This is a genomic window from Salinarimonas sp. (assembly GCF_046292825.1).
Lineage (GTDB): Bacteria > Pseudomonadota > Alphaproteobacteria > Rhizobiales > Beijerinckiaceae > Salinarimonas.
This window is the reverse complement of sequence record NZ_JBKBQG010000017.1, coordinates 27,085-49,385: the sequence shown is the minus strand read 5'-3', so window position 1 is coordinate 49,385 and position 22,301 is coordinate 27,085. Positions and strand designations below refer to the sequence as shown.

20 protein-coding genes and 1 tRNA gene are annotated in these 22,301 nt (G+C 71.2%); 10 read left to right on the top strand and 11 right to left on the bottom strand.

Annotated features, from left to right (window positions below):
* Positions 1–2 precede the first annotated feature (2 nt).
* The gene (locus ACK4UM_RS10435) at positions 3–446 is read left to right on the top strand and encodes a YqaA family protein (RefSeq protein ID WP_409798494.1); all 444 of its coding nucleotides are present in this window, start codon (positions 3–5) and stop codon (positions 444–446) included.
* Between the two features lie 318 nt (positions 447–764).
* Here ACK4UM_RS10435 and fliI read toward each other — a convergent pair whose 3' ends face one another.
* The 8 genes from fliI to ACK4UM_RS10395 all read right to left on the bottom strand — a co-directional run bounded on the left by fliI (position 765) and on the right by ACK4UM_RS10395 (position 8,660).
* Positions 765–2,102 (bottom strand): flagellar protein export ATPase FliI, encoded by a 1,338-nt coding sequence (fliI, locus tag ACK4UM_RS10430; RefSeq protein WP_409798492.1) that lies wholly within the window; start codon positions 2,100–2,102, stop codon positions 765–767.
* On the bottom strand, positions 2,099–2,692 hold the full coding sequence (locus ACK4UM_RS10425) for a hypothetical protein (RefSeq protein ID WP_409798490.1): 594 nt from the start codon (positions 2,690–2,692) through the stop codon (positions 2,099–2,101). Before ACK4UM_RS10425 ends, fliI begins: the two co-directional genes overlap by 4 nt.
* Positions 2,692–3,417, bottom strand: a complete 726-nt coding sequence (gene flgF / locus ACK4UM_RS10420) for a flagellar basal-body rod protein FlgF (protein WP_409798488.1) — start codon at positions 3,415–3,417, stop codon at positions 2,692–2,694. The genes ACK4UM_RS10425 and flgF overlap by 1 nt, the downstream gene beginning before the upstream one ends.
* A 12-nt stretch (positions 3,418–3,429) precedes the next feature.
* Positions 3,430–4,209, bottom strand: a complete 780-nt coding sequence (locus ACK4UM_RS10415; RefSeq protein ID WP_409798486.1) for a DUF1217 domain-containing protein — start codon at positions 4,207–4,209, stop codon at positions 3,430–3,432.
* A 427-nt stretch (positions 4,210–4,636) separates the two neighbouring features.
* Positions 4,637–6,292, bottom strand: a complete 1,656-nt coding sequence (locus ACK4UM_RS10410; protein WP_409798484.1) for a TRAP transporter large permease subunit — start codon at positions 6,290–6,292, stop codon at positions 4,637–4,639.
* Between the two features lie 31 nt (positions 6,293–6,323).
* A complete protein-coding gene (locus ACK4UM_RS10405; RefSeq protein WP_409798482.1) occupies positions 6,324–6,860 on the bottom strand; it encodes a TRAP transporter small permease subunit in 537 nt (178 codons plus the stop codon).
* 178 nt (positions 6,861–7,038) lie between these two features.
* Entirely contained in the window at positions 7,039–7,752 is a 714-nt protein-coding gene (locus ACK4UM_RS10400) for an NUDIX hydrolase (RefSeq protein WP_409798480.1), read from the bottom strand.
* Positions 7,749–8,660, bottom strand: coding sequence for a PhzF family phenazine biosynthesis protein (locus ACK4UM_RS10395; protein ID WP_409798478.1), 912 nt, complete (start codon positions 8,658–8,660; stop codon positions 7,749–7,751). Before ACK4UM_RS10395 ends, ACK4UM_RS10400 begins: the two co-directional genes overlap by 4 nt.
* 239 nt (positions 8,661–8,899) lie before the next feature.
* On the opposite strand from ACK4UM_RS10395, the gene ACK4UM_RS10390 reads away from it, so the two are divergent.
* The 3 genes from ACK4UM_RS10390 to ACK4UM_RS10380 all read left to right on the top strand — a co-directional run bounded on the left by ACK4UM_RS10390 (position 8,900) and on the right by ACK4UM_RS10380 (position 13,316).
* Positions 8,900–9,997, top strand: a complete 1,098-nt coding sequence (locus tag ACK4UM_RS10390) for a Bug family tripartite tricarboxylate transporter substrate binding protein (protein ID WP_409798476.1) — start codon at positions 8,900–8,902, stop codon at positions 9,995–9,997.
* 95 nt (positions 9,998–10,092) lie between these two features.
* Positions 10,093–12,072, top strand: a complete 1,980-nt coding sequence (locus ACK4UM_RS10385; RefSeq protein WP_409798474.1) for a tripartite tricarboxylate transporter permease — start codon at positions 10,093–10,095, stop codon at positions 12,070–12,072.
* Between the two features lie 167 nt (positions 12,073–12,239).
* Complete coding sequence (locus ACK4UM_RS10380; RefSeq protein WP_409798472.1) at positions 12,240–13,316, top strand: 4-oxalomesaconate tautomerase; 1,077 nt, start codon at positions 12,240–12,242, stop codon at positions 13,314–13,316.
* 121 nt (positions 13,317–13,437) lie between these two features.
* Here ACK4UM_RS10380 and ACK4UM_RS10375 read toward each other — a convergent pair.
* From ACK4UM_RS10375 to ACK4UM_RS10365, 3 genes are all read right to left on the bottom strand, one after another.
* A tRNA-Arg gene (locus tag ACK4UM_RS10375) sits at positions 13,438–13,514 on the bottom strand.
* 121 nt (positions 13,515–13,635) lie between these two features.
* Entirely contained in the window at positions 13,636–15,162 is a 1,527-nt protein-coding gene (locus tag ACK4UM_RS10370; protein WP_409798470.1) for a sensor histidine kinase, read from the bottom strand.
* A gap of 20 nt (positions 15,163–15,182) precedes the next feature.
* On the bottom strand, positions 15,183–16,622 hold the full coding sequence (locus ACK4UM_RS10365) for a dihydrolipoyl dehydrogenase family protein (protein ID WP_409798468.1): 1,440 nt from the start codon (positions 16,620–16,622) through the stop codon (positions 15,183–15,185).
* A 265-nt stretch (positions 16,623–16,887) separates the two neighbouring features.
* Between ACK4UM_RS10365 and rpmH the strand changes: the two genes are divergently transcribed.
* The 6 genes from rpmH to ACK4UM_RS10335 all read left to right on the top strand — a co-directional run bounded on the left by rpmH (position 16,888) and on the right by ACK4UM_RS10335 (position 22,297).
* Complete coding sequence (rpmH, locus tag ACK4UM_RS10360) at positions 16,888–17,022, top strand: 50S ribosomal protein L34 (protein ID WP_409798467.1); 135 nt, start codon at positions 16,888–16,890, stop codon at positions 17,020–17,022.
* Positions 17,023–17,044: 22 nt separating this feature from the next.
* A complete protein-coding gene (gene rnpA, locus ACK4UM_RS10355) occupies positions 17,045–17,572 on the top strand; it encodes a ribonuclease P protein component (protein WP_409798465.1) in 528 nt (175 codons plus the stop codon).
* Positions 17,573–17,599: 27 nt separating this feature from the next.
* The gene (gene yidC, locus ACK4UM_RS10350; protein WP_409798463.1) at positions 17,600–19,465 is read left to right on the top strand and encodes a membrane protein insertase YidC; all 1,866 of its coding nucleotides are present in this window, start codon (positions 17,600–17,602) and stop codon (positions 19,463–19,465) included.
* Positions 19,466–19,854: 389 nt separating this feature from the next.
* Positions 19,855–20,508: an MBL fold metallo-hydrolase gene (locus ACK4UM_RS10345; protein WP_409798461.1), complete on the top strand. Its 654-nt coding sequence runs from the start codon at positions 19,855–19,857 to the stop codon at positions 20,506–20,508.
* Positions 20,509–20,531: 23 nt separating this feature from the next.
* On the top strand, positions 20,532–21,794 hold the full coding sequence (locus tag ACK4UM_RS10340) for a threonine ammonia-lyase (protein ID WP_409798459.1): 1,263 nt from the start codon (positions 20,532–20,534) through the stop codon (positions 21,792–21,794).
* A gap of 11 nt (positions 21,795–21,805) precedes the next feature.
* A complete protein-coding gene (locus tag ACK4UM_RS10335; RefSeq protein ID WP_409798457.1) occupies positions 21,806–22,297 on the top strand; it encodes an RDD family protein in 492 nt (163 codons plus the stop codon).
* Positions 22,298–22,301: the final 4 nt, after the last annotated feature.

Here is a 22,301-nt window from a genome sequence, read left to right as displayed (position 1 = left end):
CGATGGACACCACGACCCTCGCCACCCTCGCCGGCCTCGCGCTCTCCGCCTTCACCTCCGCGACGGTGCTGCCGGGCACGTCCGAAGTCGCGCTCGTCGGCGTGCTCGCGCTCGGCGACGTCGCGCTGTGGCTCGCGGTGGGGGTCGCGACGGCGGCGAACGTGGCGGGCTCCGTCGTGAACTGGCTGATCGGCCGCTTCCTGGAGGGCTACCGCGACCACCCGCGCTTCCCGGTCTCGCCCGAGCGCCTCGCGCGCACGCAGGCGATGTTCGCCCGCTGGGGCTCGTGGTCGCTCCTCCTCGCCTGGACGCCGGTCGTCGGCGACCCTCTCACCGTCGTCGCCGGGCTGATGCGCACCCCGCTCGCTCTGTTCCTGGTGCTGGTGACGATCGCCAAGGGCGCGCGCTACGTCGTCGTCGCGCTCGTGGCCCAGGGGGTGCTTTGAGGGGCGAGTGATCCCCCCCCGGAGGGGAGGGTGGCCCCTGGAGCGCAGCGACAGGGGTCGGGTGGGGCCCGGGTGGTGATAGTCCTTCATGCCACCGGCCCCACCCGGCCTTTCTCGCTGACGCTCGAAAGTCCACCCTCCCCTACGGGGAGGGATGGGGCGGCGACATCCCTCCCCGGAGGGGAGGGTGGCCCCTGGAGCGAAGCGACAGGGGTCGGGTGGGGCCCGGGTGGAGATAATCCTTCAAGCCACGGGCCCCACCCGGCCTTTCTCGCTGACGCTCGCAAGTCCACCCTCCCCTACGGGGAGGGACGAAACTCATCCCTTCAGCGCGCCGGCGACTTCGCGGAACGGGTCTTCGCTGCGGGGGCTCGAGGGGTCCTGGCGCAGGGCGTCGTAGAGCTTCGGCACGATCGCGACCGCCTGGTCGAGGTCGGGGTCGGCGCCGGGCTGGTAGCCGCCCATGAGGCGCAGGTCGCGGGTTTCCTCGAAGCGGGCGATCAGCGCGCAGAAGCGGCGCACGAGCTCGCGCTCCTCGGCGGTCCACACCCCGCGCGCGAGGCGCGAGACCGAGGCGAGCGGGTTCATCGCCGGGTAGCGGCCGCGATCGGCGATGGTGCGCTCGAGCACGATGTGGCCGTCGAGCGTGCCGCGGATGTTGTCGGCGACGGGGTCGTTGTGGTCGTCGCCGTCGACGAGGACGGAGAAGATCCCCGTGATGGTGCCGGTCCCCTCCGTGCCGGGGCCGGCGCGCTCGAGGAGCCGCGGCAGGTCCGAGAACACGCTCGGCGGATAGCCGCGCGACACGGCGGGCTCGCCGGCGGCGAGCGCGACGTCGCGGGCGGCATGGGCGTAGCGGGTGACCGAATCGACGATCAGCAGCACGTGCTCGCCGCGATCGCGGAAATATTCGGCGACCGCCATCGCGGTGTTGGGGGCGAGGCGGCGCATCATCGGGCTCTCGTCGCCGGTGGAGACCACCATGACGGCCTTCGCCCGGCGCTCGCCGAGCGTCTCCTCCAGGAATTCCCGCACCTCGCGCCCGCGCTCGCCGACGAGGGCGATGACGACGGTGTCGACGTCGCGGGCGTTCGCCAGCATCGCGAGCAGCGTCGACTTGCCGACGCCCGAGCCCGCGAAGATGCCGATGCGCTGCCCCGCGCACAGGGGCGCGAACAGGTCGATCGCGCGCACGCCGGTGCGGAAATGCTTGCCCGTGCGGGCGCGGCGCATGGCGGGCGGCGGCTCGCGGAAGGGAAGCGCTGGCTCGGGACCGGCCGCGAGCGGGCCGCGGCCGTCGATCGGGCGGCCGAGCGCGTCGATCACCCGCCCCTTCCAGGACGGGTCCGGATCGAGCGCGAAGGGCTCGAGCCGCCAGGCGCGGGCGCCGAGGCGGGCGTCGATCGCGCCCTCGAAGGGTTTCACCGTCGCGCCGGCGGCGTCGATGCGCACCACCTCGCCGATGCGGTCGCCGTCCGCGGCGGGGATCGCGACCCGCTCGCCGAGCTTCACGAAGGCGGAGAGCCCGCCGACGCGATAATGGCCGGGCGAGACGTGGGTGACGACGCCGCCCTCGCGCACGAGCGGCGTCTGCGCGGCAAGATCGCCGACCGCGCGCGCGAGCGCGTCGAGCCGATGGCGGGGCGCGGGCATCATCGCGCGCGATCCGAGCCGCGGACGGGATCGGCGCCGTCGCCGGTGGGCCAGGCGAGGTCGACGGGCTCGGGCCGCAGCGGCAGGGCGCCCAGACGACGCGCCTCGAGCGCGCCGATGATCTCGGCGGAGAACAGCGAGCGCGGATCGGCGGCGAGGCGTTGCGCGTCGACGCGCAGCGGCTCGCGCGCGGCCTGCGCATCCGGCGGGCGCCATTCCGCCTCCGGCGAGATCGCGGCGAGATCGTCGAGCGGGATCGCGAGCCCGACGGGCGGCCCCTCCCCGGCGCGAGGATCGTCGCGCTCGCTGCCCCAGAGCGAGATCGTCGGGTCGATCGTCTCGGGCGGGGGCGGCGGCGGGGGCGGCGGGGGCAGGTTCGCGGCGGCGAAGGCGGCGCGCGCGATCAGCGCCTCCTCGAAGGACGGCGGCAGCGGGCCGGGCTCCCCGGACGGCGGGCCGGCGGCGACCGGCGGCTGGCGGGCGGCACGCAGCGCCTCGCGCGCGGCGACGAGCCGATCGAGCCGCGCATGGGCGTCCGCGTCGGGCGCGAGCGCGACGGGCGGGCCGGCGACCGGAACGACGATCTCGACCATCACGAGCTCTCGCCCAGGGTGCGCACCGCGCTCGACTGGCTACGCTCGGCGTCCTCGATGGCGGTCGAGGTCGCCTGGAAGGCGCGGGTGACCATCACGAGCTTCGTCATCTCCATGACGGGATTGACGTTCGCACCCTCCGTATAGCCCTGGACGATGCCGTTGCGGGTGAAGTCGAGCACGGGCTCGGCGGGGAGATCGGGCACGACGCCCGAATTCTCGAAGCGCGAGAGCCGCGCCGCGTTCGGGATCTGGAAGAGCCCGATCGCGCCGACCTGAACGTCGCCCTGCGTCAGCATGCCGTCGCGGGAGGCGATCGGCGGGCCGGCATCGGGGTCGAGCTGGATCGGCGCGCCGCCCGCATCGAGGAGCGGATATCCGGCGACCGTGCGCAGCACGCCGTCCGCATCGATGCTCACGCGCCCGTCGCGGGTATAGACGGGCCCGTTCGGCCCTTGAAAGGCCATCCAGCCGTCTCCGTCCACCGCGAAATCGAGGAGGTTTCCGGTCTGGCTCAGGCCCCCGGCATTGCGGGAGATGAAGGTCTCGCCCGCGGTCGCGAATGCGACGGGGTCCCGCCCGCGCGTGGAGAGGATCTGCTCGAAGGTCACCTCGTCGGCGCGGTACCCGACCGTGCCGAGATTGGCGACGTTGCGCGCGAGCGTCTCCATGCGCCGCTCGAGCGCGATCTGACCGGAGAGGGCGACGTAGATCGAAGGCTGCATGGGGAACTCGCGTCAGCGGCCGAAGCGGATCGATTGGAGGCTCATGAGGACGTCGGCGCCGATCTGCGCGCTGATCGGCTGGCCGATCAGGATCGAGGGCGCCTGCGCCATCATCGGCGGGTTCTTGAGGTCGTGGAGCGTCGCGAAGCGTTGCAGGAAGGTCTCGAGCTTCTTCGGGTCGGCGAAATCCGCGAAGTCGATCCGGCTCTCGATCAGCCGCGCCTGGCGATCGATGTCCGCCTGCCCGAAGGCGTCGGGCAGGCCGAGCGCCGTGCGCACGACCTCGGCGAGCGCGGGATCGGCGAGGACGTCGTAGCCGGTCTTCAATCCGGGCGCCTTGCGCTCGAAATAGAGCGCGAGGCGAACGCCCTGGTTCTGCGCGCCCTGCTGCTCCTCGAGCGTCTGGCGCACGAAGCGGTCGATCGTGCCCTGCACGGCGCGGGAGAAGATTGTCGTCGTCGCGCCGTGACGTGCGAAGTTGAAGGTCTCGACGAAGTCGCGGTAGCGCTTGTCGACGAGCTTGTTGGCGAAGCTGTTGCGATCGTCGATGCCGCCCTCGAGCGCCTTGCGCATGAAGCCCTTGGCATAGGCCATGTCGCCGAGGCCGTGGGCCTGCATCGCGAAGGTGAAGAGGCGGTCGTCCTTGAGGAAATCCTCGATGGACTTCACCTTGCCGATGTTCTCGCGGTAATGCGCGATCTCCCGCGCCGCCTGCGGCGAATTCGCCACGCGATCGAGCGTGCGCGTGATGTCGCTCGTCACGAGCCTCAGGGACATGGCCGTCGACAGCATGCTCGCCTCCGCTTGCCTCTCGGGGAGGACGATGCGGATGGAGCCTTGCGTGGGGCTGGACGCCGAGGTTGGGCCGCTGCGTCGAAGGGGGGGACGAAATCCGAAAGCCGTCGTCAAGTCGGTCACGCGAAGCACGAGAGTGATCTTCGCAGGGTCAGTTCTCCAACCGTGTCATCCCCGGCCGGAGCGCCGAAGGCGCGCAGGGAAAGGGGACCCAGCACGAGAATCGCTTGCGAAGCAAGCACTTGTGGCGGCGACTAGCCGCCTGGTCGGCGGCAGCAGGAGCGCCTTCGGCGCCGATTCGGGCGCTGGGTCCCCTTTCACTTCGCACGCTGCGCGTGCTCCGGCCGGGGATGACACGGGGCGGGCGGCTCCCGGCATGTCTTCCGGACGCTGGAGACCACCCCTCCTGCTCCGCCCCGAACCCTCACAGGAACTCGTCGCCCTCCACGTCGTCGAAGGGGAGCGGCGCGGGGGCGCCTTCGAAGACGCCCGCGGGCGAGCGGAAGAGGTAGTTCGGCAGATAGGTCGCGAGATCCTGCCAGAACCAGACGAGCCCGAGCACCGCGATCTGCATGATCACGAAAGGCAGGACGCCCGCATAGAGCATCGTCGTCTTCACGGACGCCGGCGCCACCCCGCGCAGGTAGAACAGGGCGAAGCCGAAGGGCGGGGTGAGGAAGGAGGTCTGCAGGACGAGGCCGATGAGCACGCCGAGCAGGATCGGGTCGACGCCGAGGATGATCAGGATCGGCGCCGTGATCGGCACGACGATGAAGACGATCTCGAACGTGTCGAGGAAGAAGCCGAGCACGAACATGATCGCCATCACCGCCATCACCGCGCCGACCTGGCCGCCGGGCATGGCGTCGAGGAAGCCGCGCACGAGCTCGTAGCCGCCCATCCGGGTGAAGACGAGGGCGAAGGCGGTCGCGCCGAGGAGGATGATGAAGATCATCGAGGTGATCGTCATCGTCGAGCGGCAGGTCTCGCTCATCGTGTCGAGGAAGCTCGCCCGCAGCTTGGCCGAGGCGAGCACCGGCACGAGCGCGGCGAGAATCGCCCCGACGAGGAAGGTGAGGAGCCAGAAGGCGCCGCCGAAGGCGCCGATGGCGAGGAGCACGCAGAGGAACCCGATCCAGAACCAGAACAGCTTCTCCTCGTGGTCGACGCCGTCCTCGCCGCGCACCCGCCGCTCGGCGAGGAGCTTGATGAGGCACAGGAGGATCGCCCCGAGCGAGCCGACGGAGGCGGACTCGGTCGGCGTCGCGATGCCGCCCACGATCGAGCCGAGCACGGCGACGATGAGCGCGAGCGGCGGGATGAGCGCGACGACGACGCGCCGGCCGAGCGTGCGCCGCCGCTCGGGCGAGGTCGCGATGGCGGGCGCCGCCGAAGGGTCGAGCGCGGCGCGGACCATCACCCACACGCCGTAGAGCACGGCGAGGATCAGCCCCGGCAGGAAGGCGCCCGCGAAGAGATCGCCGACGGATACGGTGTCGGGGGCGAAATTGCCGAGCTCGGCCTGCGCGGCCGCGTTCGCGCCCTGGAGGATGTCGGCGGTGAAGATCAGGACGGTCGAGGGCGGCAGGATCTGGCCGAGCGTGCCGGCGGCGCAGATCACGCCGGTGGCGAGCTTGGGGTCGTAGCCCGCGCGCAGCATGGCGGGGAGCGCGAGGAGGCCCATCGCGACGACGGTGGCGCCGACGACGCCCGTCGACGCCGCGAGCAGCGCGCCCACGACGACGACCGAGAGCCCGAGGCCGCCGCGCATCGAGCCGAAGAGCTCGCCCATCGTGGTCAGGAGCACCTCGGCGATCTTCGAGCGCTCGAGCACCACGCCCATGAACACGAACAGCGGCACCGCGATCAGGACCGGGTTCGTGATCACCCCGAAGAAGCGTGTCGAGAGCGCCTGCAGGAGCGCGGGGTCGAACACGCCGAGCTGCCAGCCGATCAGCGCGAAGATCATCGACAATCCGCCGAGCGTCCAGGCGACGATGTAGCCGCCGAGCAGCACGACGAGGATCGCGAGGAAGAACAATCCGGCGAGGATCTGGCCGGCGAGCAGGGGATCGAACATGACGCCTCCTCGGCTATGCCGTCGCGTTTCCTCAACCGTGGGCAGGCTTTGCCGCGTAGTCTTCACGCCCGCGCAGAACCAGGACCGAGCGCGCCATCAGCGCGATGCCCTGGAGGAAGACGAGCCCGACGAACACGAGGAGCGCGCCCTTCAGGAGCCACCAGTTCGGCAGGCCGCTCTCGTTGGGCGAGCCCTCGTCGGCGAGCCACGAGTTCCAGAAGAAGCGGGCGAAGGTCACCGCGAGGACCGCGAGGAACGGCATCAGGAAGACGATCGTGCCGGCGAGATCGACGATGGCGCGCCCCTTCGGGCTCATCCGCCCGTAGAAGATGTCCACCCGCACGAAGCCGTTGCTCATCATCGTGTAGGCCGCGCCGAGAACGATCACGAGCGCGTGCTGCCAGACATAGGCTTCCTGCAGCCAGATGAAGTTCGTGTTGAGCGCATAGCGGGTGTAGACGGTCGCGAAGCAGACGAGCACCGTCCCGAGCGTCATCAGCGCCACGATCCGACCGACGAGCGTATTGAGCCGCTCGATGCCGTGAACGGTCAGCTCGAGCGCGCGCATGGCCGCCCCTCGCGCGAGACATGCGAACGATCGGAGAAGCTCGACTGTCGGGACGCCACGGCACGCTCCCCTCAACGGACCGAAAGGTCCGTATTTCTACGTGCCGCTCGTCTGCGCAGAAAATTGATAAGCTAAAAGCTGAGCATTTGCGCTCGCGATGCTCGCGCGCGGGACGCGATCAGACCGCGAAAGCGCGCCGCAGGAAGGTCTCCATGAAGGGCGGGGTGCGGGCGGGGTCGAGGGTGCCCGCCGCGCGCACGACGTGGATGTCGGCGAGTTCCGGCTCGGCTTGCGCGGCGAGCGTCGCCCGGATGCGGGCGGCGAGCCGCTCGGCGGGCTCGCGGGAGGCGACGCGGCGCAGGAGCGCGAGATAGCCGCCGTCGCGCACGACCGTCCACCCCTCGACGGCGACCTCGCCCGGGCCGAGCCCCGTCTCCTCCTCGAGTTCGCGCAGAGCCGAGCCCGCGAGATCGACCGTGCTCCCGTCGCGCACGTCGTTCATGTCCGGCGTGCCGCCGGGGAAGTAGAGGCGTCCGGAATTGGCGGTGTGGGGGCCCATCTCGCCGACGAGATACGCGCCGTCGGCGCTGCGCAGGGCCGCGAGCGCGAAGCCGTTGGCGACGTCCGCATCCTCGAAGCCGCGCGTCTTGAAGAAGAGCAGCGTCGCGTAGTCCACGGGGAAGTAGGTCGCGCGCAGGACGTCGCCGTCGCGCACGATGTCGCGGGCGAGGAGCACGCGCCCGTTGAAGAGCCGCGGCTTCTCGGCGAGCCGCGCCTGCCAATTGGCGGCGATCGCCGCCGCGTTCTCGTCCGCGAAGGGCCAGCGCCAGGTGGCGTCGAAGCGCGCCTCGATGCGCTCGACGTCGGCGACGAAATCGGTCGCTCGCCTCACGCGTAGAGCTCGCCGCGCGCGATCACGACGGCCTCCCCGCCGATCTCGGCCCCGACGAGCGCGCCGGCCTCGATCTGGAGCTGGAGGGCGATGCGGCTCGGGCGGCCCATGGCGAAACCCTGCTCGATCAGGACGTCGTGAACCCCCTCCCCCATCGGCTCGAACTGCATCAGCGCGCCGGCGAAGGCGGCGGCCGCCGACCCGGTAGCGGGATCCTCGAGCACGCCCGCGCCGAGGAGCCGGCTGAGCATGCGCGTCTGGAAGGAGGCGCGCGGGTCCTCGGTCTCGGCGGTGTAGAGATAGACGGCCGGGTGGTCGCCTCCCCCGAACACCGCGTCGAAATGCTCGCTCGCCCGCGCCCGATCGAGCGCCGCGCGCGAGCGCACCGGGACGAGATCGAAGGGCACGCCGGCGGAATGGCGGCTCGGGCGATGGCGCGCGAAGCCGATCTCGTCGGGTTCGAGGCCGAGCGCCATCGCGCAGGCGGCCTCGTCCGGGTCGCGCTCGCCGACGGACAGCGGCAGCTTCGGCAGGCGGAATCGCGCCCGCCCGCGGCCCGCGCCGGTCACCTCGACGACGCAGGGCACGATGCCGACCTCCTCCTCGAGCCCGAAGGCGCGCGCGTCCGCCCCGCCGTCCCCGTCCTCGAGCGCGAGCGCGATCGCCGTCCCGACGGTCGGATGGCCGGCGAAGGGCAGCTCGCGGCCCGGCGTGAAGATGCGCAGCCGCGCGCGATGGCGCGCATCCCGCGGCGGCAGCACGAACACCGTCTCGGAGAGGTTCGTCTCGCGCGCGATCGCCTGCATCGCGGACCCGTCGAGCCCCTCCGCATCGAAGACCACCGCGAGGGGGTTGCCGGCGAGCGGGGTGTCGGTGAAGACGTCGAGGACGGCGTAGCGGCGCGGCATCTGGTCGGTCTCTCCTGCCTCGTGGCTCCCCTCCCCTCTGCCACATCCCCCTCACCCTGTCATGTCGGATGCGACCGGGGGCCCGCGGCCGGCGGCCGTTCGCGTCGACAGCATACCTTTGTACACAGTGCAGTTTACATGAAGGGACGGCGCACGTAGTCTGTTCGGCGAGCGCGGTCACGCCAAGAGATCGCGCCACAGACGCCGAACGCGTCGTAAACATAAGCGAGGAGACGCCGATGACCACGATCGACCGCCGCCAATTCATCGTCGGAGCCGCCGCCGCGGGCGCCGCCACGACGCTCCTGCCGGCCGCCGCGCGCGCGCAGGGCGTCGATTTCTCCGGCCGCACCGTGGAATGGACGATCCCCTTCGCCGAAGGCGGCGGCTCGGACGTGTGGGCGCGCTTCTTCGCGCCGTTCCTCTCCAGGCACCTGCCCGGCAATCCGAACGTGATCGTGCGCAACGTGCCCGGCGGCGGCTCGATCACCGGCACGAACGAGTTCGTCGCCCGCGCCCGGCCCGACGGGCTCGCGCTGCTCGGGACCTCCGGCTCGACGCAATTCCCCTTCCTCCTCGGCGATCCGCGCGTGCGCTACGATTACGCCCGGCTGCAGCCGGTGCTCGTCTCGCCGACGGGCGGCGTCGTCTATCTGCCGGCGCGCTTCGGCGTCGAGGACGCCTCGCAGCTCGGGCAATTGCAGGGGACCGAGCTCGTCTATGCGAGCCAGGGCGCGACCTCGCTCGACCTCGTCCCGATGCTCGCCTTCCTCGTGATGGGGCTCGACGTGCGCTACGTCTTCGGCATGCGCGGGCGCGGAGAGGGCCGTCTCGCCTTCGAGCGCGGCGAGGCGACGGTCGACTACCAGACCTCGTCGGCCTATCTCACCCAGGTGATGCCGCTCGTCGAGGCGGGCGAGGCCGTGCCGATGTTCTCCTGGGGCGTGCTCGACGCGCAGGGCAACGTCCAGCGCGATCCGACCTTCCCGGACCTGCCGCATTTCGTCGAGGCCTACGAGATGATGCACGGCTCGCGTCCCTCGGGCGTCGAGTTCGACGCGTACATGGCCTTCTTCGGCTCGGGCTTCGCCGCCCAGAAGCCCGCCATGCTGCCCGAGGGCACGCCCGAGAACATCGTCCAGACCTATCGCCAGGCCTTCGCCGACGCGGTGGCCGATCCCGAGCTGCAGGCGGCCAAGGAGGACGTCCTCGGCGATTACGAGCAGGCCGTGCTCGACGACGTCGAGCCGCTCTACCGCGTCGCGACCTCGATCGACCCGGACGCGCGCGAATGGGTGCGCACATTCCTGCGCGAGACGCACCAGGTCGAGCTCTGACCGGCGCACGCCGTTCGCCGAAGCCGTCGCGGCACGCAGCCGCGGCGGCGTCTGTGCACCCGCGCCCGCCGCGCCGGACCGGAGCCTGACGCTTCATGATCGAGGCACTCTTCGACGCGCTCGCCAATCTGATGACCTGGCAGCATATGGCCTTCATGACGCTCGGCGTCGTGCTCGGCCTCCTCATCGGCGTGCTGCCGGGGCTCGGCGGCATCGCCGGCCTGTCGCTGCTCCTGCCCTTCCTCTACGGCATGGACCAGATCTCCGCGCTCGCGATGCTGATCGGCCTCGTGGCGATCATCCCCACGTCCGACACGTTCACCTCGGTCCTGATGGGGATACCCGGCTCCTCGGCCTCGCAGGCGACGGTGCTCGACGGCTTCCCACTCGCCAAGCAGGGCGAGGCGGCGCGCGCGCTCTCGGCGGCGTTCTTCGCCTCGCTGATCGGCGGCCTGTTCGGCGCGGCGATCCTGACCGGCTTCGTGGTGGTCGCGCGCCCGCTGATCCTGTCCTTCGGGGCGGCCGAATTGTTCATGCTCACCTTGTTCGGCCTCTCGATGGTGGGCGTGCTCGCGGGCACGAACCTCGCCAAGGGCGTGGCGGCCGCGGCGCTCGGCCTCGTCCTCGGCGCGGTCGGCGCGGCGCCGGCGACCGGCGAATATCGGATGGAGTTCGGCACGCTCTACCTCATGGACGGCGTGCCGCTCGTGATCGTGGCGCTCGGCCTCTTCGCCGTGCCCGAGATCGTCGACCTCCTGCGCGGGGGGCCGACCATCGCGCGCACGAACCGGCTCGGATCGGGCTGGTACAAGGGCATCCTCGACACCTGGCGCCACAAATGGCTCGCGCTGCGCTGCTCGGGCCTCGGCGCCGTGATCGGCGCGATCCCGGGGCTCGGCGGCTCGGTCGTCGACTGGATCGCCTATGGCCACGTCGTCCAGACCTCGAAGGACCGCTCGCAATTCGGCAAGGGCGACATCCGCGGTGTGATCGCGCCCGAGAGCGCCAACAACGCCAAGGAGGGCGGCGGGCTGGTGCCGACGCTGCTCTTCGGCATTCCGGGCTCCGGCTCGATGGCGATCTTCCTCGCGGGCATGATTCTGCTCGGGCTCCAGCCGGGCCCGGCGATGGCGGGGCGCAATCTCGACGTGACCTATACGATCGTCTGGTCGCTCGCGCTCGCCAACGTCATCGGCACCGCTCTGTGCATCGCGCTCGCGCCGGGCATCGCGCGGCTGACCACCGTGCGCTACACGCTGGTCGCGCCCTTCATGATCATGGTGATCTCGTTCGCCGCCTTCCAGGCGACGCGCTCGCTCTACGATCTCGTGGCGCTCGTCGCGATGGGGGCGCTCGGCATCCTCTTGAAGCGCTTCGGCTGGCCGCGCCCGGCCTTCCTGATCGGCTTCGTGCTCGCGCTCCAGGGCGAGCGCTATCTCTATCAGGCGGTCCAGTTCGCGGGCTGGGACTTCCTCACGCGCCCGCTCGTGATCGCGATCGCGGTCCTCACCCTCGTCTCGATCTGGCTCGGCGCCCGCAAGGGCCCCGGGGGCGGCGGGGCGGTGGCGACGGAGGGCTCGGCCGAGGCGGCGAGGGCGCGGGTCTTGTGGCCGCAGCTCCTCTTCACGGCGGCGGTGCTCGCGCTCTTCGTCTGGGCCTTCACCCAGGTCTGGCGGCTCTCCTTCCTGGGAGGCGTGTTCCCGACGGGGGTCGCGGTGGTGGGCTTCCTCGCGACGCTCCTGGTGCTGGCCCCGCTCGCTTTGGGGCGGCGCGAGTCGAGCGCCAATTTCGACGGGGAGACGACGCCCGGAGACGAGGGGTCGACATCGCCTTGGCGGATCTTCGCCTGGATCGCCGGCCTCGTCGTCGCGACCGCGCTCGTCGGCTTCTTCCTCGCGATCCTCGGCTTCTTCCTCGTGTTCCTGAGGCTCTACGCGCGGGCGTCGTGGGTGACGACGGTGCTGCTCACGGTGCTCGGCATCGGCTTCATCCTCGTCCTCGCCAACGCGCTGAACCTCGTCTTTCCGGGAGGCTGGCTGCAGGGAGCCTACGACCTGCCCTGGCCATTGCGATGAAAAATCCCTCCCCGGAGGGGAGGGTGGACACGGGAGCGAAGCGAGCGTGGCCGGGTGGGGCCCGGGTGGAGAATAGCCTTCGAGCGTCGGGCCCCACCCGACCTCCTTCGGCTTCGCCTCGGAGGCCACCCTCCCCTACGGGGAGGGAAAAAGAAAGAGACCGCGCCATGTCCGACCAGATCGCCATTCCCTGCATCCTCATGCGCGGGGGCACCTCGAAGGGGCCCTATTTCCGCATGGAGGACCTGCCCGCGGACCCGGCCGAGCGCGATCGCGTCCTCCTCTCCGTGATGGGCTCGCCGGACGTGCGGCAGATCGACGGCATCGGGGGCGCCGACACGCTCACCTCGAAGGTGGCGATGGTCGGGCGCTCGAGCCGCCCCGGCGTCGACGTCGACTATCTCTTCGCGCAGGTCTCGGTCGACAAGCCGATCGTCGACACCGGCCCCTCCTGCGGCAACATCCTCGCGGGCGTCGGGCCCTTCGCGATCGAGGCCGGTCTCGTGCCGGCGCGGGACGGCGAAACTCGGGTCGTCATCTACAACATCAACACCGACAGCCTGATCGAGGCGCGGGTGCGCACGCCGGGCGGGCGCGTGGCCTATGGCGGGGAGGCGCGCATCGACGGCGTCCCGGGGACGGCAGCGCCGGTGCGGCTGTCCTTCATGGACATCGTCGGCTCCAAGACGGGCCGCCTCCTGCCGACAGGGAACGCGATTGACGTGATCGACGGGGTCGAGGCGACCCTGATCGACGTCGCGGTGCCGATGATGATCCTGCGCGCCGCCGATCTCGGCAAGTCCGGCGACGAGACCCCCGCCGCGCTCGACGCGGACCGCGCCTTCTTCGCCCGGCTCGAGGCGCTGCGGCGGGAAGCGGGGCGGCTGATGGGGCTCGGGGAGGTGGCGGACAAGGTCGTGCCGAAGGCGGCGATCCTGTCGGCGCCGAGCGCCGGCGGCCATGTCCGCGCCCGCTATTTCGTCCCCCACAAGACCCATGCGGCGATGGCCGTGACCGGGGGCCTGTGCATCGCGACCGCCGCCATGCTCGAGGGCTCCGTCGCCGACGGGCTCGCGATCCGGCCCGCGGGCGACGACCGCGAGATCCTCGTCGAGCACCCCGTGGGCCTGTTCGACGTCGCCCTCCTCACGCGCGGCTCGGGCACCGCGCTCGAGGTCGTCTCGGGAGGCGCGGTGCGCACCGCGCGCATGCTCATGCGCGGCGAGGTTTTCGCGCGGGCGTGACGATGCGGAGGCGGCACGCGGGCCTCGCCCGACGGCTCGCTCACGTCCCCGAATAACGCGCCGCGACGTCGGCGGACGCGACCGGTGACGAATCGCACTCTCGTGTAATCGCAGAGAAGAATGGCGCGCCCGAAAGGATTCGAACCTCTGACCCCCAGATTCGTAGTCTGGTGCTCTATCCAGCTGAGCTACGGGCGCTTGCCGGAACCGGGAGGGCGTTGCCTTCCGGCGAGGCCGGTGGAATAGAAAATCGCGGGACGCTTGGCAAGCGGGTTTTTCGAGGATCGCGCGTTTTTTTCGCGGGAAGAGGGCGCGATCGTTACGCAGCCACGGTTTTTTCCCGATCGGGCACGACGACGAGGAAGCAGGCGCCGGGGCGGTCCGGCTCGTGGGCGATTCGTCCGCCGTGCAGGCGCACGATCTCCGCGCAGATCGCGAGGCCGAGGCCGGTGCCGCCGGAGGCGCCCTTGAAGGCCTCGAAGAGGTGCGCCACCGCCCGCGCCGGCAGCCCGGGGCCGTTGTCGGAGACGCGCACGTGGCAGGCCCCCTCCTCCCGCCAGGCCTCGATCGTGAGCGCCCGCGCGCCCGAGGGCGCCTTGGCGAGCGCGCGCACGGCGTTGCGGGCGAGATTGACGAAGACGCGCGCGAGCTGGGCGCGGTCGGCGTCGACGAGGAGATCGTCGGGCACGGCGAGGACGAGGCGCACGGGGCCTTCGCCGCTCTCGTCCGTTCCCTCGCCGTCCTCGCGCGCGCGCGACAGCCCCGGCACGTCGTCGAGATCGGCGAGCACGTCGAGGAGACGCACCGGCCGGCGGTCGGGCTCGGGCTCGACGGCGCGGCCATAGGCGAGGGTCGCCTCGGAGAAGTCGATCGCGCGCTGGAGCGTCGCGACGAGGCGGGGCGCGAAGCGCTGCACCGTCGGGTCGGAGGCTTCCACCATCCGGTCTGCCACGAGCTGGGCGGAGGCGAGCATGTTGCGCAGATCGTGGTTGATCTTGGCGACCCCGAGCCCGAGCTCGGCGAGGCGGCGCGTCGCGCGCAGCTCCTGGGCGAGCGCGCGCTCGGTGCGCTCGAGCGCCCGCTCGGCGACGCCGATCTCGTCGGTGCGATCGGACGGCACGATGATGCGCGCGGCATCCTCCGGCTCCTCGGAGAAGCGGGCGATGTTCGTCGACAGTCGCCGCACGGGCCGCACGATCACGAGCTCGAGCGCGAGGAAGACGAGCCCTGCCGTGATCGCCGAGATGATCAGCGAGAGGATCAGGATGTTGATCGAGAAGCCGATCAGGGCCGTGCGCAGGGGCGCGGGGTCGATCACGATCTCGACGAAGTCGATCTCCTGCGCCTGCGCTCCGGTGCCCGGCCCGATCACCCGCATGGCGCCGCCGTTCGGGCGGGTGAGCGTCGCGAAGGCGGCGCGGACGGAATCGACGAGGCTCTGGTCGCGCAGGTCGACGGTGCGGTCGATCGCAGGCGGCATCGTGTCCATCGCGAGGAGGCGCCGCGTGCCGCCGCCGCGCACCGCGACGAGCTCCGCGCCGACCCCCTCGAGCAGCTTGCGCTCGACCGCCTCTCCCACCGGCCCCTCCGCATCGGCATCGAGCACCAGCGCGGCGATCTGGGCCGCGGCGAGGCGGTCCGAGAGCCAGGAATTCTGGAAACGCGCGACCGAGGGGACGTAGATCAGCACCTCGGCGAGCATGACGAAGGCGATGGTGAGGACGAGGAGCCGCCCCGAGAGGCCGATGCCGCGGCGGGCGGAGGGCGCGCGCTCGGCCGCGGCCGGGAGCACCTCCGCCGCGATCGTTCCGTGCGTCGCCGGACCTCGCCTGCCGCCGTCGTCCATCGCGCCTCCAGCGTCCTCCTTCAGCCGAGCCAGCGTACGAGATTACGCAACCGTCCGAGCCACGGATTGAGCGCGAGCCCCTTCAAATCCTCCACCGCCGCCCGCTTGGTGATCTCGGACAGCGTCGGATAGGGCATCACCAGCCCCGCGAGATCGCGCGCGGTCAGTCCCTTGGCGAGCGCGAGCGTCCACGGCGCGATCAGCTCGCCCGCATGCGGAGCGACGATCGTGCAGCCCATGATTCGACCATTGCGCGCGACGATGGCCTTGATGAGGCCGGACGTCGTCCGCTCGGCGCGGGCGCGATCGTTCTCGGCGAGCGGCCAGCGCAGGATGCGGGCGCGCGCGTCCTTGGCGAAGGCCTCCTCCTCGGAAAGCCCCACCGACGCGATCTCCGGGTCGGTATAGGTCGCGCGCGGCACGAGGGCGGGGTCGAAGCGGGCGGGAACGCCGAACAGGGCCTGGCGCACCACGAGGCTCGCGTGCTGGCCGGCGGCGTGGGTGAGGCGCAGGCCCCCGGTCCCGCCGGTCGCGCAATCGCCGATCGCGTAGACGCGCTTGTTCGAGGTGCGCAGCCGCGCGTCGACCCGGATGCCGTCCGGCCCGTGCGCGATGCCCGCCGCCTCGAGCCCCAGATCCTCGACCACGGGGCGTCGCCCGACCGCGACGAGGAGGTGGGAGCCGTCGAGGAGGCGCTCGTGCCCGCTCGCGAGCCGCAAGGCGACGCGCACGCCCTCCTCGGCGGGCTCCGCGCGGTCGATCGCGGCGCCCTCGTGGATCGTCACGCCGTCGGCCCGCAGGGCGGCCACGACGATCCCGGCCGCCTCGCGATCCTCCCGCGGCAGCGCCTCGCCGTTCGCGATCACGGTCACGGCCGAGCCGAGCCGGCGGAAGGCCTGGGCGAGCTCCATGCCGACGGGCCCCGCCCCGATCACGAGGAGGTGCTTGGGCCGGCGGCCGAGATCGAAGATCGTCTCGTTGGTGAGGTGGGGCGTGCGGTCGAGCCCGGGGATCTCCGGCAGAGCCGGGCGCGAGCCGGTGGCGAGGACCACGCGGCGCGGGCGGATCGTCGTCTCGCCGACGAGAAGGGTCCGCGCATCGGCGAAGCGCGCGCTCTCCTGCAGGACCGCGACGCCGAGCGCGCGATAGCGCTCGACCGAATCGACGGGGGCGATCCCCGCGATGACGCCGCGCACGTGCTCGCGCACCGCGAGCATGTCGACCTCCGGCTCGCGGGCCTTGACGCCGAAGGGTGCGCTCGTCGCCTGCGCGTGGGCGCGCTCGGCGGCGGCGATGAGGGCCTTCGAGGGCACGCAGCCGTGATTGAGGCAATCCCCGCCCATCGTGCCGCGCTCGACGAGCACGACCGACGCGCCGAGCGAGGCCGCGATCGAGGCCGCCGACAGGCCGGCCGCGCCGGCTCCCACCACGCACAGATCCGGCTCGAGGGTCTTCGTCATGCGTCTCCACCCGTCACGCGCGGCGTCCCAGGCGGCCGCCGCGTCGTTGCTAACCCAATGCGGGCGTCGTGAACACCCGCGCGACGGCGCCCGACGCTTTGCGTTGACTTGTGGGGCGCCATCCGTCATAAGCCGCGCGACCGAGGACGACGCTCCGCGCGGGCGGCGGCCCCTTGTATTTCGACATCCGACACGTGACGGCGTCGGCGCGGCTCCCGCGAGGGGCCCCGCGTCAGCCCTCGAAGACCCGACCGGAGTGAAGGCCGTGAAGAGGACGTATCAACCCAGCAAGCTCGTTCGCAAGCGCCGCCACGGTTTCCGTGCGCGCATGGCGACGGTGGGTGGTCGCAAGGTGATCGCGGCGCGCCGCGCCCGCGGCCGCAAGAAGCTCTCCGCCTGAGGCGGCGCGGGCGGCCGGGCCGATGCTCACCGACGCTCCTGCGGGGCGGGCCGGTCGCCTGACGAAACGGCACGAGTTCGTCGCGGCGGCCACGGGCCGCCGCTTTCATTCCGAGCGGATGACCGTGCAGGGTCGCCTGCGCGATCCGGCCGAAGCGCCGGGCGCGGGGCTTCGCATCGGTCTGACCGTGACGAAGAAGGTCGGCCACGCCACCGAGCGCAACCGCATCAAGCGGCGTCTTCGGCACGCGACGCGCGAGGCGCTCGCGCGACACGACGCCGCGCCCGGGAACGACTCGCCGGGGGCGGAATCGGCCGTGGCCCTGGCGACGCCGCCCGATCCGCTGCCGGAGGCGGACGTGGTCGTGATCGCGCGGCGCCCCGCGCTCGAGGCTGCGTATGCGAGTCTCATTGACGATTTCGTCCGCGCCCTCCACGTGGTGACGAAACCCGGCGGGTCTCGTCCCGCCCGGCGCCCGGCGCGGGAGGACACCCGTGCGCCGCGCGCCGCATCGGACGGTCGGCGCAAGCCGCCCACATCGCAGACCTGACCCGACACCTCACGGACCGTGGGACCCATGCGCGCCGAAGACAACCGAAACATGCTCCTCGCGATCGTCCTCTCGGTGATCGTGTTCGTGGCCTGGACGTATTTCTACGCCGCGCCGCAGGCGGAGCGCGAGGCGCAGCAGCGCGCCGCGATGGAGGAGCGCCTCCAGCAGCAGCAGCAGCTCGGCGATCCCGCCCGGCCGAACCTGCCCCTGCCGGGCGAGGCCGCGACGAGCCCCGGCGCGCCGGCGACCGACATCCCCACGATCCCCGGGATGCCGGGCATGCCGGCCGCCCGCGAGGCGGTGCTCGCCCAGTCGCCGCGCGTGATCGTCGACACGCCCTCGAAGGTCGGCTCGATCAACCTGCGCGGCGGGCGCATCGACGACCTCGTCCTGCGCGACTACCGCGAGACGGTCGATCCGGATTCGCCCAACATCGTGCTGTTCGCGCCCACCGGCACGGCCGAGCCCTATTACGCCGAGTTCGGTTGGGTGGCCTCGGGCGCCGTACCTGGCGGCCTGCCGGGCCTCGACACCGTGTGGACGGCGAGCGCCGACCGCATGGGCCCCGGCAACCCGGTCACGCTCTCCTGGGAGAACGAGGCGGGCATCGTCTTCCGGCGCACGATCGCGGTCGACGCGGACGCCATGTTCACGATCGAGGACAGCGTCGAGAACGCGTCGGGCGAGACGCTGACGCTCTTCCCCTACGGCCTCGTCTCCCGCCACGGTCGCCCGGAAGTGCTCGGCTATTTCGTCCTGCACGAGGGCTTCATCGGCGTTCTCGGCGAGCAGGGCCTGCAGGAATGGACCTATTCGAACGTCGAGGGCGCGCGCACGCTCGCGCCCGGCGTGCTCGGCGAGGCCTGGCGCGAGGTCGTCGGCGGCTGGGCGGGCATCACCGACAAGTACTGGGCCGCGGCGATCATCCCGGACCAGACGCTGCCCTTCACCGGCCGCTTCACCGTCCAGCCCGATCCGACCCGCCCGATCTTCCAGGCCGACGTGATGGGCGCCGGCACGGCGGTCGCGCCCGGCGAGACGCTCACCAACACGAAGCGGCTCTTCGCCGGCGCCAAGGAGGTCGACGTCGTCGACGGCTACGCGTCGCGCTACGGCATCCTGAAGTTCGACCTCCTGATCGATTGGGGCTGGTTCTACTTCATCACGAAGCCGCTCTTCTACGCGCTGAGCTTCTTTGCCGGCGTGACGGGCAATTTCGGCGTGTCGATCCTGATCGTCACGGTGCTCCTGAAGCTCCTCTTCTTCCCGCTGGCCAACAAGTCCTACGCCTCGATGGCGAAGATGAAGGCCGTGCAGCCGGAGATGGTTGCCATCCGCGATCGCTACAAGGACGATCGCATGAAGCAGCAGCAGGAGCTGATGGAGCTCTACAAGCGGGAGAAGATCAATCCCGTGGCGGGCTGCTGGCCGGTCCTGATCCAGATCCCGGTCTTCTTCGCGCTCTACAAGGTGCTGTTCGTCACGATCGAGATGCGGCACGCGCCCTTCTTCGGTTGGATCCAGGACCTCGCCGCGCCCGATCCGACCTCGATCTTCAACCTGTTCGGGCTCTTGCCCTGGTCGGTGCCGCTCTTCCTCACGGTGGGCGTGTGGCCGATCCTGATGGGCATCACGATGTTCGTCCAGATGAAGATGAACCCCGAGCCGCCGGACCCGATCCAGAAGGCCGTGTTCACCTGGATGCCGGTGCTGTTCACGTTCCTGCTCGCGTCCTTCCCGGCCGGCCTCGTGATCTACTGGGCCTGGAACAACCTCCTCTCGGTCATCCAGCAGGGCTGGATCATGCGCCGCCACGGCGTGAAGATCGAGCTGTGGTCGAACCTCAAGAGCATGTTCGCCAAGAAGCCCGCCGCCGCGAACAAGAGCTGACGCGAACCGCCCCCGCGCGCGGGGGCGATTGCGACGCGAGGGGTTCGACAGGGCGGTGTCATTTCCTGCCGGAGCACGCATAGCGTGCGCAGGGGAAGGGGACCCAGCACCAAAACGTGTGCGGAGCACACGATCGTGCCGCCGACCAGGCGGCTAGACGCCGCCGCAAGCGCTTGCTCCGCAAGCAATTTTCACGCTGGGTCCCCTTCCCCTCCGGTCGCAAGCGACCTCCGGCCGGGGATGACACCGGTGGAGCGCTCACCCTGTCGGCGCGACTGACTTGATGACAGCCGCGGCAGCCACCGTCCCCTGAGGGAACGGACATCCCCGCCGGGGATGACACGCCCCCTCCCCCGTGGCACAAGGCTCGGCGAGACGAGGAGAGCTTCATGTCCGACAAAGAGCCGCGGCTGTCCGCCGTGATCGTGCCGGTGACGCCTTTCGAGCAGAACTGCACGGTCCTGTTCGCGCGCGAGACGATGCGCGGCGTGGTGATCGACCCGGGCGGCGACGTGCCGGCGATTCTCGAGGCGATCGCCCAGGTCGGAATCACCGTCGAGCGCATCCTCCTCACCCACGGCCATGTCGATCACGTCGCCGGCGTCGCGGACCTCCTGGACGCGCTGCCGGTGCCGGTCGAGGGGCCGCATCACGAGGACGCGTTCATGATGGGCGAGCTCCTCACGCAGATGTCGAGAAATTTCGGCCTGCCGCCCGCGCGCCCGGTCTCGCCCGATCGCTGGCTCGACGAGGGCGACGTCGTGGATGTCGGCGGCATCCCCTTCTCCGTGCGCCGCGTGCCGGGCCATTCGCCGGGCTCCGTCGCCTTCGTCTCGGAGGCCGACCGGCTCGCGATCGTCGGCGACGCCCTGTTCGCCGGCTCGATCGGTCGCACCGATCTCCCCGGCGGCGACCACGATCTCCTGATCGCCTCGATCAAGGAGAAGCTCCTGCCGCTCGGGGACGACGTCGCCTTCGTCTGCGGCCACGGCCCGATGAGCACGATGGGTCACGAGCGGACGACCAATCCCTTCCTCGTCTGAGAGGCGCCTCGGCGCGGGCCAACGTGAGCGACGAAACTCCCCTCTCCCACGCCATCTCCCTCGCCGACGTCGAGGCGGCGGCGGCGACGATCGCGGCCCATGTCGCGCGCACGCCCCTCGTCGCCGCGCCGCGGCTCTCCGATCGGCTCGGCGCGCGCCTGTCCCTCAAGCTCGAGACGCTGCAGGCGACGGGCTCGTTCAAGGAGCGCGGGGCGGCGAACCGGCTCGCGGCGCTCGACGCCGACGAGCGCGCCCGCGGCGTCGTCGCGATGTCGGCGGGCAACCACGCCCAGGCCGTCGCCTACCACGCCCAGCGCCTCGGCGTGCCCGCCACCATCGTGATGCCCGCCTCGACGCCCCTCGTGAAGGTCGAGAACACCCGCGGCTATGGCGCGAACGTGGTCCTCGTCGGCGAGACCCTGTCCGAATCGGAGACCGAGGCGCATCGGCTCGAGGCCGAGCAGGGCCTCGTCTTCGTCCACCCCTACGACGACCCGCTCGTGATGGCAGGCCAGGGCACCATTGCGCTCGAGATGCTCGCGGAGGCGCCCGATCTCGACATGCTCGTCGTGCCGATCGGCGGCGGCGGGCTGATCTCCGGGATCGCGGTCGCCGCGAAGGCGCTGCGGCCGCAGATCCGAATCGTCGGCGTCGAGGCGCGGCTCTACCCCTCCATGCACAACGCGCTCACCGGCGAAAGCCTCGCCGTCGGCGGCGCGAGCCTCGCGGAGGGCATCGCGGTGAAGAATGCCGGTCGGCTCGCGATCCCCATCGTGCGCGACCTCGTCGAGACCATCGTCGTCGTGGACGAGCCGGAGATCGAGCGGGCGGTGAACCTCTCGGCGACGCTCCTGCGCACCATGGCGGAGGGCGCGGGCGCGGCGGGCCTCGCGGCGATGCTGGCGCGGCCCGATCTCTTCGCAGGGCAGCGCGTCGGCGTGGTGCTCTGCGGCGGCAACATCGACGCGCGCCTCCTCGCCTCGGTGATGGTGCGCGAGCTCGAGCGCGACGAGCGCATCGTCTCCTTCCGCATCACGTCCGACGACCGCCCGGGCCTCCTCGGCCGCGTCGCGAGCCGGCTCGGCGCGCTCGGCGCCAACATCCTGGAAGTCTCGCATGGTCGTCTCTATCTAGACGTTCCCGCCAAGGGCGTGACGGTGGACGTCACGGTCGAGACGCGGGATGCCGCCCATACGCGGCAGATCTTCGCGGCGCTGGCCGAGGACGGCTACGCGCCGATGCGCATCGATCCGCGCGGCCTCTCGCAGGCCACGACGGGCTTGTGAGGAGACGACACGTGAACGAGCCGCGCCGCATTTCCGATGCTGCGATCGAGATCTACCCCCCGGTCGATTACGACCGCGCGACGGACGGCGTGCTGGGTCGCCGGCTCGTCGCCTTCTGCGTCGACTTCATCGTCATCTCGGCCCTCGTGATGATGTTCGGCTTCGCGATCCTGGTGCTCGGGGTGCTCACCTTCGGGCTCGCCTGGGCTTTGTTCGCGATCCTGGTGCCCGGCGTCGGCCTCCTCTACAGCGCGATGACCGTCGGGGGCGCCAACCAGGCGACGATCGGCATGCGGCTCACGGGCCTCAGGGTCCTGCGCGCGGCCTCGCCGAAGCGCGTCGACGTGCTCACCGCGGGCGTGCACGCGCTCCTGTTCTGGCTCGCAGCCTCGACCTTCCTCCTCTGGGTGATCGACGTCGTGATCGGCTTCGCCCGCTCCGACCGGCGCCTCGGCCACGACCTTCTCGTCGACATCGTCGTCGTGCGCGCCGACGCGGCGTAAGGGA

Bases quoted from the DNA above. Each gene is read 5' to 3' on its own strand.
- ACK4UM_RS10435 (WP_409798494.1), top strand. From the start codon at position 3: ATGGACACCACGACCCTCGCCACCCTCGCCGGCCTCGCGCTCTCCGCC.
- fliI (WP_409798492.1), bottom strand. From the start codon at position 2,102: ATGATGCCCGCGCCCCGCCATCGGCTCGACGCGCTCGCGCGCGCGGTC.
- ACK4UM_RS10425 (WP_409798490.1), bottom strand. From the start codon at position 2,692: ATGGTCGAGATCGTCGTTCCGGTCGCCGGCCCGCCCGTCGCGCTCGCG.
- flgF (WP_409798488.1), bottom strand. From the start codon at position 3,417: ATGCAGCCTTCGATCTACGTCGCCCTCTCCGGTCAGATCGCGCTCGAG.
- ACK4UM_RS10415 (WP_409798486.1), bottom strand. From the start codon at position 4,209: ATGCTGTCGACGGCCATGTCCCTGAGGCTCGTGACGAGCGACATCACG.
- ACK4UM_RS10410 (WP_409798484.1), bottom strand. From the start codon at position 6,292: ATGTTCGATCCCCTGCTCGCCGGCCAGATCCTCGCCGGATTGTTCTTC.
- ACK4UM_RS10405 (WP_409798482.1), bottom strand. From the start codon at position 6,860: ATGCGCGCGCTCGAGCTGACCGTTCACGGCATCGAGCGGCTCAATACG.
- ACK4UM_RS10395 (WP_409798478.1), bottom strand. From the start codon at position 8,660: ATGCCGCGCCGCTACGCCGTCCTCGACGTCTTCACCGACACCCCGCTC.
- ACK4UM_RS10390 (WP_409798476.1), top strand. From the start codon at position 8,900: ATGACCACGATCGACCGCCGCCAATTCATCGTCGGAGCCGCCGCCGCG.
- ACK4UM_RS10385 (WP_409798474.1), top strand. From the start codon at position 10,093: ATGATCGAGGCACTCTTCGACGCGCTCGCCAATCTGATGACCTGGCAG.
- ACK4UM_RS10380 (WP_409798472.1), top strand. From the start codon at position 12,240: ATGTCCGACCAGATCGCCATTCCCTGCATCCTCATGCGCGGGGGCACC.
- ACK4UM_RS10370 (WP_409798470.1), bottom strand. From the start codon at position 15,162: ATGGACGACGGCGGCAGGCGAGGTCCGGCGACGCACGGAACGATCGCG.
- ACK4UM_RS10365 (WP_409798468.1), bottom strand. From the start codon at position 16,622: ATGACGAAGACCCTCGAGCCGGATCTGTGCGTGGTGGGAGCCGGCGCG.
- rnpA (WP_409798465.1), top strand. From the start codon at position 17,045: ATGCTCACCGACGCTCCTGCGGGGCGGGCCGGTCGCCTGACGAAACGG.
- yidC (WP_409798463.1), top strand. From the start codon at position 17,600: ATGCGCGCCGAAGACAACCGAAACATGCTCCTCGCGATCGTCCTCTCG.
- ACK4UM_RS10345 (WP_409798461.1), top strand. From the start codon at position 19,855: ATGTCCGACAAAGAGCCGCGGCTGTCCGCCGTGATCGTGCCGGTGACG.